Annotated in this window: 15 protein-coding genes; 9 read left to right on the top strand and 6 right to left on the bottom strand. The window is 62.0% G+C overall.

Features of this window, described 5'->3' with window-relative positions; genetic code table 11:
• Positions 1–82: 82 nt before the first annotated feature.
• Entirely contained in the window at positions 83–370 is a 288-nt protein-coding gene (locus BBJ66_RS31620) for a hypothetical protein (RefSeq protein WP_049732769.1), read from the bottom strand.
• Positions 371–537: 167 nt separating this feature from the next.
• Complete coding sequence (locus tag BBJ66_RS31625; protein WP_071093147.1) at positions 538–822, bottom strand: hypothetical protein; 285 nt, start codon at positions 820–822, stop codon at positions 538–540.
• Positions 823–1,035: 213 nt separating this feature from the next.
• Here BBJ66_RS31625 and BBJ66_RS31630 point away from each other — a divergent pair, with 213 nt between their 5' ends.
• Entirely contained in the window at positions 1,036–2,784 is a 1,749-nt protein-coding gene (locus tag BBJ66_RS31630) for a cation:proton antiporter domain-containing protein (RefSeq protein ID WP_071093150.1), read from the top strand.
• A 173-nt stretch (positions 2,785–2,957) separates the two neighbouring features.
• On the opposite strand, the gene BBJ66_RS31635 is transcribed toward BBJ66_RS31630, so the two are convergent.
• Positions 2,958–3,248 carry a hypothetical protein gene (locus tag BBJ66_RS31635; RefSeq protein ID WP_172599246.1) on the bottom strand — a complete coding sequence of 97 codons (291 nt, stop codon included), beginning with the start codon at positions 3,246–3,248 and terminating at the stop codon, positions 2,958–2,960.
• 234 nt (positions 3,249–3,482) lie between these two features.
• On the opposite strand from BBJ66_RS31635, the gene BBJ66_RS31640 reads away from it, so the two are divergent.
• Together BBJ66_RS31640 and BBJ66_RS31645 are read left to right on the top strand one after the other, a co-directional pair.
• Complete coding sequence (locus tag BBJ66_RS31640) at positions 3,483–4,073, top strand: YqaA family protein (protein ID WP_071093155.1); 591 nt, start codon at positions 3,483–3,485, stop codon at positions 4,071–4,073.
• Positions 4,074–4,197: 124 nt separating this feature from the next.
• A complete protein-coding gene (locus BBJ66_RS31645) occupies positions 4,198–4,713 on the top strand; it encodes a disulfide bond formation protein B (protein WP_071093157.1) in 516 nt (171 codons plus the stop codon).
• 10 nt (positions 4,714–4,723) lie between these two features.
• On the opposite strand, the gene BBJ66_RS31650 is transcribed toward BBJ66_RS31645, so the two are convergent.
• Positions 4,724–5,281, bottom strand: coding sequence for an HNH endonuclease (locus BBJ66_RS31650; protein ID WP_003567029.1), 558 nt, complete (start codon positions 5,279–5,281; stop codon positions 4,724–4,726).
• A gap of 111 nt (positions 5,282–5,392) precedes the next feature.
• Positions 5,393–6,085 (bottom strand): DNA-3-methyladenine glycosylase family protein, encoded by a 693-nt coding sequence (locus BBJ66_RS31655; RefSeq protein WP_071093159.1) that lies wholly within the window; start codon positions 6,083–6,085, stop codon positions 5,393–5,395.
• Here BBJ66_RS31655 and gluQRS point away from each other — a divergent pair.
• Positions 6,084–6,965, top strand: coding sequence for a tRNA glutamyl-Q(34) synthetase GluQRS (gene gluQRS / locus BBJ66_RS31660; protein WP_071093160.1), 882 nt, complete (start codon positions 6,084–6,086; stop codon positions 6,963–6,965). The genes BBJ66_RS31655 and gluQRS overlap by 2 nt on opposite strands.
• On the opposite strand, the gene BBJ66_RS31665 is transcribed toward gluQRS, so the two are convergent.
• A complete protein-coding gene (locus BBJ66_RS31665) occupies positions 6,930–7,853 on the bottom strand; it encodes a YihY/virulence factor BrkB family protein (RefSeq protein WP_071093162.1) in 924 nt (307 codons plus the stop codon). The genes gluQRS and BBJ66_RS31665 overlap by 36 nt on opposite strands.
• A 75-nt stretch (positions 7,854–7,928) precedes the next feature.
• Here BBJ66_RS31665 and BBJ66_RS31670 point away from each other — a divergent pair, with 75 nt between their 5' ends.
• The 5 genes from BBJ66_RS31670 to BBJ66_RS31690 all read left to right on the top strand — a co-directional run bounded on the left by BBJ66_RS31670 (position 7,929) and on the right by BBJ66_RS31690 (position 11,741).
• Positions 7,929–8,762 carry an SDR family oxidoreductase gene (locus BBJ66_RS31670; protein WP_071093164.1) on the top strand — a complete coding sequence of 278 codons (834 nt, stop codon included), beginning with the start codon at positions 7,929–7,931 and terminating at the stop codon, positions 8,760–8,762.
• A 14-nt stretch (positions 8,763–8,776) separates the two neighbouring features.
• Entirely contained in the window at positions 8,777–8,980 is a 204-nt protein-coding gene (locus BBJ66_RS31675) for a twin transmembrane helix small protein (protein ID WP_064840887.1), read from the top strand.
• Between the two features lie 439 nt (positions 8,981–9,419).
• The gene (locus tag BBJ66_RS31680) at positions 9,420–9,998 is read left to right on the top strand and encodes a cob(I)yrinic acid a,c-diamide adenosyltransferase (RefSeq protein WP_071093166.1); all 579 of its coding nucleotides are present in this window, start codon (positions 9,420–9,422) and stop codon (positions 9,996–9,998) included.
• 32 nt (positions 9,999–10,030) lie between these two features.
• Positions 10,031–10,828 (top strand): rhomboid family intramembrane serine protease, encoded by a 798-nt coding sequence (locus BBJ66_RS31685; protein WP_071093168.1) that lies wholly within the window; start codon positions 10,031–10,033, stop codon positions 10,826–10,828.
• A 163-nt stretch (positions 10,829–10,991) separates the two neighbouring features.
• The gene (locus BBJ66_RS31690) at positions 10,992–11,741 is read left to right on the top strand and encodes an electron transfer flavoprotein subunit beta/FixA family protein (RefSeq protein WP_071093170.1); all 750 of its coding nucleotides are present in this window, start codon (positions 10,992–10,994) and stop codon (positions 11,739–11,741) included.
• Positions 11,742–11,746: the final 5 nt, after the last annotated feature.

The raw sequence follows: 11,746 nt of genomic DNA on the forward strand, positions 1-11,746 counted from the left end.
CACCATCATCTCGACATCGTGCTGCGCCTCCGCATCAACAAACCGACGCGGAAGCACGCAACGAATTCGTATCCAACTCAAACTACTTGTTCTTCAGCAGCCACATCTTGCCGGCCATGGTGATCCCGTAGACGTCTTTCGTGACATCGTCATCGAGGTGCCGCCGCTCGAGAAAACCAGGTTCCTTCAGCTCGCCCAGCGTCTTGGCGGTGACCGATTTGATTTTCTGAGGCCGCTCTTTCCAACGGTCGTTTTTCGCGTAGGTCACCGTCGCGTTCTGATGCGTCCATTTATTGGCTGGCTGAGGGTAAAGGTCTCCATCCCTGGCGAGTTTCAGTGCGGCGATCTGGGACGGCGTAAGTTCAATCATACTCGAAAATCCTGTGCGGGCGGTGTTTGCGCTGGGAATGCGCTTCTACCAAAGGCGTGCTCATAACACCGACGGACGCGTTTCACCACTGCATTGAGAGTATAGGCGCGATGAAAGGCGAAAACCCGGCTCTTTGAACCGGGCTTCGTCTTTGTTCGGACTTTTGGTTAGTTGCAACGCCGGATCGTTTTGGTCACTTCGCCCTCGTCGGTCTGGCGGGTGACGCTTCTGGTTTCGCAGCCATTGTCGCGATAGCGGCGGTGTTCGCGTTCGCGCACCGCACCAAAAGTGACGCCACGCTCGCTGATGGTAATGCCGGGTCTGACCCGCTCATGACGATAACCGTCGTCATAGGAACGTTCCCTGACATAGACGCTGTCGGCGAGAACAGGCGCTGCAAACGAGCAGGCGGCAAGGGCCGCCACAGTACAATTCAGGATGATCTTCCGCATGTCGTTTCTCCTTTCTGGATGAAAGGGCAACGAGACAAGACGCAACTGGTTCCAACATCGCCGGCCGCCCGGCCGTGCAGCAGACGACAGCAGACGAGTTCTGCGCCTCATCGCCAGGATTGAGAACAAGGCAGCGCCATCCGCCAAATCGACTGTTTAATTTTGCTTGCACTTCGTACAGAGTGGCCGCCGCTATCACAGGAAGGGTCGGACGTGCATCAGGAAGTAGGGCTCATCGCGACGGTTGCCGTCAGTTTCGTTTTCGCGGCGATCCTGGGTTATGGCGCCGACCGGCTGCGGCTGCCGCCGCTCGTCGGTTACTTGATGGCCGGCATCCTGATGGGGCCGTTCACGCCTGGCTTCGTCGCCGATACTGCCCTTGCCGGCCAGCTTGCCGAAATGGGCGTCATCCTGCTGATGTTCGGCGTCGGCCTGCATTTTTCCGCGTCCGACCTGCTCGCCGTACGCGGGATCGCCGTCCCGGGCGCGATCGGGCGCATCCTCCTCGCCACGCTGCTGGGCATCGGCCTTTGCAAACTCTGGGGCTGGAGCCTCGGCGCCGGCATCGTCCTCGGCCTCAGCCTGTCGGTGGCCAGCACCGTCGTTCTGCTGAAGGCGCTGGAGGAGCGCAATCTCGTCAACGCGCCGAGCGGGCGCGTCGCCGTCGGCTGGCTGATCGTCGAGGATCTGGTGATGGTGCTGGCGCTGGTGCTGCTGCCGGCGCTCGCCGAGCTTCTCGGCGGCAATGCCGCCGCGACCACCAATCATGGCCTCGGCGAACTTTCCCTGGCGCTGACGATCGGCCTGACGCTGCTGAAGGTGGTGGGTTTCGCCGCCATGGCGATCTTCCTCGGCCCGCGCATCGTGCCTTGGCTGCTGACGATGATCGCCCGCACCGGCTCACGCGAATTGTTCACGCTGACGGTGCTGGCGATCGCGCTCGGCATCGCCTTCGGCTCGGCGGCGATCTTCGGCGTCTCCTTTGCGCTCGGCGCCTTTTTTGCTGGCGTCGTCATGAGCGAATCCCAGCTCAGCCACAGGGCGGCGGCCGACTCGCTGCCGCTGCAGAACGCCTTCTCCGTGCTGTTCTTCGTCTCCGTCGGCATGCTCTTCGACCCCTCGATCCTGGTGCGCCAGCCGCTGGCGGTGATCGGCGCGCTGGCGCTTGTCATCCTCGGCAAGGCCATCATCACCTTCCTCATCGTCATATTGCTGCGCTATCCGATCGGCCTGGGGCTGACATTGGCCGGCGGCCTTGCCCAGATCGGCGAATTCTCCTTCATCCTCGCCGGCCTCGGCGTCTCGCTCGGACTGCTGCCGCATGAGGGCCAGGATCTGATCCTTGCTGCCGCAATCCTGTCGATCACGCTCAACCCCATCGTGATCCTGGCGACCGACGGGTTGAAGAAATTTGCCCATGCAAATTGGCCCTCCCTTTGGGAAAGCTACGGCAGGAAGAGGCAGAAGACGCTCGGCAAGGAACTGGAGAAGATCAGGGCGCTCGGCGAAGAGCGCGAACGCGAGCATCAGCTGAAAATGCAGCAGCTGATCGAGACTTTTCCGTTGTTTTCCGAGGTCAACGAAGACGCGCAGGAGGAACTGCTGCTGCTCTTCAAGGCAAAACCCGCGCCGCCCGGCGAACGCGTTATCCGCCGCGGCGACCGCGGCGACGGCATGTATTTTATTTCTTCGGGGGCGGTGGAAGTCCGGCTCGCCAACGGCGCGATCCGCCTGGAGCCCGGCGCCTTCTTCGGCGAGATGGCGCTCTTAAGCGGCGGACGGCGCACCGCCGACGTCATCGCCGTCGACTTCTGCCAGTTCGAAGTGCTCGAACGGCGCGACTTCAACATGTTCATGTCGCGTCATCCCAATCTGCGCGCCGCCGTCAGCGAGATGGCGCAGAAGCGCACTGAGATGAACGTCCTGCGCCAGCAGTGGGAAAAGTCGATGGACCTCTCCTGACGCAACACCGATGCATGGCTCGGAATTGCGATAAAGCATGTCGCGCAAAAGTGTGCCGCGGTTTTCCCAGGCAAAGCGCGAAGCGCTTTTGTCGCAACGACATGCTTGAAAACAAAGACCTAAAGCGCGTCGCATGAATCAAGTTTGACGCGACGCGCTTTAGCGCGATCGCCTCAGCCCGCCGGCCAATAGCCGTCGGCGCGGAAATCCTCCGGGATCGGATCGAGCCGCGACAGGCTCTCGGCTGCGAAATCGATCTGCAGCGACAGATATTTAAGCGAGGCCAGCATCGGCACGCCGGTCGCAAATTCCCGGATGCGTGACGGATGATAGCCGCTTTCGTTCAGCCGCCGCGCCGCCTCGCGGCGTACATCGTCCCGGCTCGGCCTGCCGCCCTCTTCGGGCCGCTCGATCATCTGCGCGGCTTGCCCGCGGCCGCCTTCGATCACTTTGAACATTCCCATGCCACCTCACATCAGCTGGAGCATGATGTCGTCCGCCCACATTTTCGGCATCATGCTCTGACACAGCTTGCGGCAGAATGGCCGATTCGCCATCCCGTGAAATCTTGGGAAAGGCGGCGGGACCCCGCATCACGAAATTTTTAGGCGGCGGGTGGCACGAAGGACACGGGCGAGCATTTACAGCGCCGCCCACGGCCCCTAAAGCTTTTTGCACCGCAACAGGAAGGGAACGGAATGCTCCGCAGACTTTACGACTGGACCATGTCTCTGGCCGCGCGCAAATCGGCCGAAGTCTGGCTCGCCGTCATCGCCTTCGTCGAAAGCTCCATCTTTCTCGTCCCCGCCGATGTGCTGTTCCTGCCGATGGCGCTTGCCAAGCCGGAACGCGCCTATCGCTACGCGCTGATTGCCACAGCTGCTTCCGTGCTTGGCGGCATCGCCGGCTGGGCGCTCGGCTTTTACGCCTTTGAGACGGTGGCGCGGCCGGTTCTCGAATTCTACGGCAAGCTCGATGCCTTCGAAGAGATGAAGGCCTACGTCACCTATGAGTGGATCCTGCTGCTGCTTGTCACATCAGGTCTCGCGCATCTGCCGCCGATCAAGATCGTCACGATCCTCTCCGGCGTCATTCACGTCAATCTGGGGCTTTTCATCGTTTCGGCGATTATTGCACGCGGCGCGCGTTTCCTCTTTCTCGCCTGGCTGCTGCGCCGCTACGGCGAGCCGATCCGGGATTTCATCGAGAAGCGCCTCGGCCAGATCGTCGGCATCGGTGCCGGTGCGGTGATCGTGCTCTATGTCGGCTACCGCTCTTTCGCTCACTAAAGCATTTCGTTTTTCTTCGAATAACGAAATGCTCTGTCTCTTTAATTTTACGCAATTCCGGACGCAAAACCGCTTCGCACTTTTGCTGGAATTGCTCTAAACCAAACTCTCGCGGAGTTCCGCCATGACTGCCACCGCCTCGCCGCTCGCCCGCCCCGGCTTCGTCTATTCCATATTGCTCGCCATCGGCATGGCGGCGGCGGTCGGCACGGCGCTTGGTTTCCAATATATCGGCGGCTATATTCCCTGCGCGCTTTGCCTGCTGCAGCGCCAGCCCTATTACTATGCCATCCCGATCGCCATCCTGGCGGCAATTTCTGAACTTGTCGGCCTGCCGAACTGGATCACCCGGGCGCTCATTCTGGCGGCCGGAATCCTGATGCTGGTGACAGCCGGCATGGGCGTCTATCACGCCGGCGTCGAATGGCATTTCTGGGCCGGCCCGGCCACCTGCTCGACGACGGCAAGCAGCATGACGACCAATGCCGGCGACCTGCTCGGCGAGCTCAACACCATCAAGGGGCCGTCCTGCACCGATGCGGCGCTGCGGGTGCTCGGCCTGTCTTTTGCGGGCTGGAACGTGATTGCCGGAATCCTGCTTGCCGCCTTCGCTTTCGTTGGCGTTCGCAAGGCCGCCTAAGGCCGTTCGATTACGGCTGCAGTTCGGTATCCCAGTAGAGATAGTCGAGCCAGCTGTCGTGCAGATAGTTCGGCGGAAACAGCCGGCCGTTATTGTGCAGATCCTGCACCGTCGGCTGATAGGGCTTCTGCGCCGGGAACATGCTGGCCTGCTTGGGAAGCTTGCTGCCCTTGCGCAGATTGCAGGGCGAACAGGCTGCCACGACATTCTCCCAGGTCGTCTCGCCGCCATGGGCGCGCGGAATGACGTGATCGAAGGTCAGATCGTCATGGGCGCCGCAATACTGGCATTCGAACCGGTCGCGCAGGAAGACGTTGAACCGGGTGAATGCGGGATTGCGGGACGGCTGAACGTAGGTCTTGAGGCACACGACACTCGGAAGCCGCATCGAAAAACTCGGCGAGGAAACCGAATGTTCATACTCTGCGATGATGTTCACACGGTCGAGAAATACCGCCTTGATCGCGTCCTGCCAGGACCACAGCGACAAGGGGTAATAACTCAGCGGCCGGTAGTCAGCGTTCAGAACGAGCGCTGGCAGGGCCTGTGGGGAGACTGCAATCGTCAAGGGACTCTCCTGATCGATTCGGCATCTGCACCTGTATATTAGGCCGGTTGTTACAGGATTGTGAAGTCCAATAAATTCAGAGGATAAAGGCAATTTGAAGAGTATTGCCGATCAACCGGTCGGCACCATGTCGCGGCGCGTTTTCGTAGCGTAATAGGCCCAGAAAAGCCGTGCCGCCACCGAGCGCCATGGCGACCAGGCTTCCGCGAGCGCAGTCAGCGCCTTTGCTTCAGGCCGTGCAGCAAGACCGAATGCCGCACCGACGGCACTCTGCAGCGCGACGTCGCCGGCCGGGAAGACATCGGCATGGCCGCCGCAGAACATCAGATAGACCTCCGCCGTCCACGGACCGACGCCCTTCAGCGCCGTGAGCTCACCAAGCGCTTCTTCAGGCGGCCTCAGGCAGAGCCCGGCAAGATCGAGGTGGCCGGAGACAACGGTTTCGGCGATCCGCGACAGGGTCTCGGCCTTGGCGCGCGACAGACCGAAGTCGCGCCAGGCTTCGGCGTGAAGCAGCGCGTAGCCTTCGGCGGTCAACAGCCCGTCGGCCGGCAGCATGCGCCGCCAGATCGCCTCGGCGCTGGCGCGCGACACCATCTGCGAAACGATGATGTGGGCAAGGCCGGCAAAACCCGGTTCGCGCAGCCGCAGCGGAACAGGGCCGGCCTGCGCCGCGATCGGCACAAGGCGCGGATCGAGACGGAGCAGCGCTTCGAGCCCCAACCTGACGTCGTCTTCGTTGCGGATGATCTGCACATCGCCTCGCAGTGGTTCGAAACCCAAATCCATGGCAGAAGAAAGCATGACCACGAGCGAGCGTCAAAAACCTGTCTTTCGTTTTGCGCCGAGCCCCAACGGTGAGCTGCATCTCGGCCATGCCCTCTCGGCCCTTTTGAACCGCGACATGGCGGAGGCCGAACATGGCCGCCTGCTGCTGCGCATCGAGGATATCGACCAGGCCCGCTGCACGCCGGAATTCGAAGCCGGCATCCTCAGCGATCTCGACTGGCTGGGGATTGGCTGGGAAAGCCCGGCGCGGCGCCAGTCGGAACATTTCCCCGAATATCAGGCGGCACTGCACGCGCTGATCGAGCGCGGGCTGGTCTATCCGGCCTTCCTGACGCGCGGCGAGGTGAAGACGCGCGTCACCACCTATGAGGCGGCCGGCAAATCCTGGCCACGCGATCCCGACGGCACGCCGCATTATCCAGCAAACGATCGCGAGCGGCCGGAAGACGAATGGCGAGAGATGCTGGCCTCGGGGAAAAAACATGCCTGGCGGCTCGATATGCGCAAGGCGCTCGACCTGATCGGCGAGCTGCTGTTCTGGACGGAAACCGGCGACGGCAGATCGGGCGAGATCGCCGCCGAGCCCGAAGTCTGGGGCGACGTCATCCTGTCGCGTTCGGACGCCCCGTCCAGCTATCATCTTTCGGTTGTCGTCGACGATGCGCTCCAGGGCGTCAGCCACGTGGTGCGCGGGCTCGACCTGTTCCACGCGACATCGGTACACCGGCTGCTGCAGGTGCTGCTCGGGCTGCCGCAGCCGGTCTATCACCATCACCGTCTCATTCTCGACGTGTCCGGCCGCAAGCTTTCGAAAAGCGACGGCGACAGCGGGCTTGGCGACCTGCGCGCCCGCGGCATGTCAGGGGCCGATATTCGCCGCCTTGTCGGGCTCTGATGCCCGTTCGGCACGCTCTCTGCCGACAATCGAAAGCGTGTGGGAAAACATCCGGAAGACGCGAAATTTGATCAGCGCCGCGTTGATCTCGGCGCCGATGATGAAGATGACGCCGACCATATAGAGGAAGATCAGCACGATCATGACCGAGGCGAGACCGGCATAGGTTGCGGTATAATTGGCGAAGGTCGCCAGATAATAGGCAAAGATCAGCGCCCCGGCCAGCCAAAGCAGCAGCGTCAGCAGCACGCCCGGAATGACGTCGAAGACCCGCCGCTTGCCGGCCGGCAGCCACAAATGCATGACCAGCAGACCGACGGTCAGCACCACAAGCGTGCCGTAGATGCGCCAGCTGAAGACGACGTCGAGCGTATCGGCAAACAGCGGAAGCCACTTCCTGGCATAGTCGAGCGCCAGCGGCACGGCGACCAGCAGGATGCTGATCGCCGCAAAGATGATCACCGCGATCAGCACATAGCCGAGGCTGGCGAGGCGGGTGAAATACCACGGCCGCGTTTCCTGCACCCGGTAGGCGCGGTTGAGCGAGATGCGCAGCGCCTCGACGCCGTTCGAGGCGAAATAGGCGGCCGCCAGCACCGAGATCGTCAGCAGTCCGCCGCGCTGAATGGTCAGCACCTGCAGCACCTGGTCGGCAAGCGGCTTGGCGATCGCCTCGGGCCAGGTGTCGAAGATCAGATGGATGGCGGTCGAGGAAAACTGATCGGCGCCGAGGAAGCTTGCGAGCGCCGTGCCGAAGATCAGGAAGGGGAAAACCGCAAGCAGGCTCGACAGCGCCACATGGCTCGCCATGGCAAAGCCGTCATCCTCGACCATGTGACAGATCGCGTCATAGACCACGTCGTAGATCGTGCGCAGTGCCTTCGGCATCCGTCCCCGGCTTTCCAGATTGTATCATCTGGCCGAATATGGGAAACGAGTCCCATTTTGTACAGGAATCATTCCATGGCAGGAGAGCGCAGCATCGTCGTGACCGGATGCTCGTCCGGTATCGGCGCTCATTGCGCGCGGGCGCTGAAAGCCGATGGCTGGCGCGTCTTCGCAACGGTGCGCAAACCGGAAGACCTGCCGGGCTTGGAAGCGGACGGCATCGAAGCCTTCCTGATGGATTATGCCAGGAGCGAGACGATTTCCGACATGGTCGGCGCGGTGCTGGAACGCAGCGGCGGCCGCATCGATGCGCTCTTCAACAATGGCGCCTATGGCCAGCCGGGCGCCGTCGAGGATCTTTCGACGACCGCGCTGCGCGCCCAGTTCGAGGCGAATTTCTTTGGCTGGCATGAATTGACGCGGCAGGTGATCCCGGCGATGCGCAGGCACGGCCGGGGCCGGATCGTGCAATGTTCGTCGATTCTCGGCGTCGTGCCCTATCGCTATCGCGGCGCCTACACCGCTTCCAAATTCGCGCTCGAGGGCCTCAGCATCACCTTGCGCATGGAGCTGCAGGGCAGCGACATCCATGTGAGCCTGATCGAGCCGGGACCGATCGCCACACGTTTCACCGCCAACGCGCTCGCAAAGATCAAGGAGCATATCGACCTTGAGAATTCACCGCACGCGGCCGACTATGTCAGGCAACTGGCAAGACTCGATGGATCCGGCCCGGTCAGCCGCCACAAGCTTGGCCCGGAAGCGGTTTATTCCGTATTGAAACACGCATTGAACTCGAAAAATCCAAGGCCACATTATCCTGTAACGACACCGGCTAAACAGGGCATGTTCCTGAAGCGGCTGCTTCCGGCAGACCTCTTCTACCGCCTGATGCGCTGGACGGACTGAGAAAGCTGAATGCCATGTCCACGGTCACCTATATTCTTGCGATCATTGTCATGGGCCTCGTCGCCCTCGTGCTGATCCGCGGCCTCTTCAACATGATGAAGGGCGGCGACGCCAACCGTTCCAACAAGCTGATGCAGCTTCGCGTCCTGTTGCAGGCCATCGCCGTCATCCTGATCATGCTGACACTCTGGATCACCGGCGGCGGTCGGCCGACGTGAGAAGGCCATGAGAGGGGCATTTTTTAATGACGGACACGGACAGAAATAACGGAGGAGAGGCGAGCGCCGGTTTGAGGAAGCACCTCGAAACGGTGTGCATCAGTATGCCGGGGCGAGTTTGGCGAAAAGGCCAACCCCAACCTCCGTCATCCTCGGGCTTGACCCGAGGATCCATCCCCGTAGCCGCTGGTGAATGCGGTGTGGATGCTCGGGTCAAGCCCGAGGCTGTCCGGTTCACGCCAACGGCTGCCCCTCACCCTAACCCTCTCCCCGTTCTGACGGGGAGAGGGGACGTGCCCTGCGAGACGTGGGTGAGGAGCGGAGAGGGTGCGGCATATTCCCTTCTCCCCGTCAAAACGGGGAGAAGGTGGCGGCAGCCGGATGAGGGGCCGGCCTCGCCGATCTCCTCGACCGCCCTCCCTCTATCAGGCGGTGCAGCATGGTGAAACTCAACAAGATCTACACCAAAACCGGCGACGACGGCACGACCGGGCTGGTTGCCGGCCCGCGCCGGACAAAGGACGATCTGCGCGTCGAGGCTTATGGCACGATCGACGAGGCCAATTCCGCGATCGGCCTGGCACGACTGCACACATCAGGCCTGCCCGAACTCGATGCCATGCTGATGTCGATCCAGAACGATCTCTTCGATCTCGGCGCCGATCTTGCCACCCCCGATACCGGCGAGCCGCCGGCCTATGAACCGCTGCGGATCGTCGAGACGCAGGTCGACCGGGTGGAGCGCGATATCGACCAGCTGAACGCCGGCCTGGAGCCGCTGAAATCCTTCATCCTGCCGGGCGGCAGCCCGGCCGCCGCGCAGCTGCATCTGGCCCGCACGATTGCCCGGCGCGCCGAACGTTTGATGGTGGCGCTTGCCCGCACCGATGGCGAGATCGTCAGCGAGCCGGCGAGAAAATATGTCAATCGGCTCTCCGATTTCCTCTTCGTCGCCGCACGTCATGCAAATGACCGAGGCCATGCGGATGTGCTTTGGGTTCCGGGAAAAAACAGATAGGCTTGCCCCGATCACGATCGCCGGGGGGCTTGATGTTCATACCATTTCACGACGCCAATACGCTGAAACATATCAAGGTCCAGTGGGTGACGCTCTCGCTGATCGCATTGAATGTCGCGGTCTGGCTCTTGACCAGCCTGGAGAGCGAGCAGGCAGCCCAGGCCACGACCGTCGGCCTCGGCTATATCCCGGCGATCGCCTTTGGCGATGCGGTGCTGGCACCGGGGCTGGAAATCGTGCCGGAGCCGCTGACTTACCTCACCTATGCCTTCGTCCATTCCGGCTTCTGGCACCTGGCTTCCAACATGATCTTCCTCTGGGTCTTCGGCGATAATGTCGAGGACGCGATGGGACACATGCGCTTCCTGATTTTCTATCTGCTCTGCGCGGCCGCCGGCGCGCTCTGCCACGGCCTGCTGACGATGACGTCGCAAGCGCCGCTTGTCGGCGCCTCGGGGGCGATCTCCGGTGTGGTTGCCGCCTATGTCATGTTGCATCCGCGCGTCAGGGTCTGGGTTCTGGTATTCTTCCGTCTGCCGCTGCCCCTGCCGGCCTTCGTGCCGCTGCTTTTGTGGATCGGCCAGCAATTCTTCATGCTGGCGATCGCACCCGACGGCGACGTGTCCTGGGGCGCTCATGTCGGCGGCATCCTTGCCGGGGCTCTTCTGATCCTGGTGCTGCGCCGACAAGGTGTGCCGCTCTTCGACCGGGAGATCGTCACGCCCCGGGCTGTGAAAGACGATCCCGGCGCCGGTCCGGCCATCACTGTCGATGCCGCCGGGCGGAGGATTCAACGCCTTCCCTGGGGTCGGCGGCGAGAGGAATATTGACGTGAACGTAAACGTCAATATATTGCCGGCAAATCGCCCGCCGGCGACAGGGAAGCGTTGAATTTGGAGGAAAAGCGCGTATCCATGTCGCCATTCGACAAATGAAATGGCGCGCGAACGCGCATTTTCGCTGAAGCCAGTTTCTCCTGAAGGAAGGACCACCATGAAGATTCTCGTGCCCGTCAAGCGCGTCGTCGACTACAACGTGAAGATCCGGGTGAAGCCGGATGGAACGGGTGTCGAGCTTGCCAATGTGAAGATGTCGATGAACCCGTTCGACGAGATCTCGGTGGAAGAGGCGCTCAGGCTGAAGGAAGCCGGTAGGTGTGAGGAAGTGGTGGTGGTCTCGATCGGCCCTGCCAAGGCCGAGGAGACGCTGCGCACCGCGCTCGCCATGGGTGCCGACCGGGCGATCCTGGTCGAGACCGATGATGCGGTCGAGCCGCTCACTGTGGCCAAGATTCTGAAAGCGGTGGCCGATGCCGAACAGCCGGGCCTGATCATCGTCGGCAAACAGGCGATCGACGACGACAGCAACCAGACCGGCCAGATGCTGGCGGCATTGCTGGGCTCCGCCCAGGCGACCTTCGCCTCGAAGATCGAGATTGGTGACGGCAAGGCTCAAGTGACCCGCGAGGTCGATGGCGGGCTGCAGACGATCGAGATCAAGCTGCCGGCGGTGATCACCTCGGACCTCAGACTGAACGAACCGCGTTATGCCTCGCTGCCGAACATCATGAAGGCGAAGAAGAAGCCGCTCGACAAGAAGAGCCCGGCCGATTTCGGCGTCTCCACCACGCCGCGGCTGAAGGTGCTGAAGACCGAGGAGCCGAGTGGCCGCAAGGCCGGCGTCAAGGTCAAGTCGGTGGCCGAACTGGTCGACAAGCTCAAGAACGAAGCCGGCGTGCTTTAAGGCAG

Origin of the sequence: Rhizobium sp. RSm-3, assembly GCF_001854685.1 — a bacterium.
Lineage (GTDB): Bacteria > Pseudomonadota > Alphaproteobacteria > Rhizobiales > Rhizobiaceae > Rhizobium > Rhizobium ecuadorense.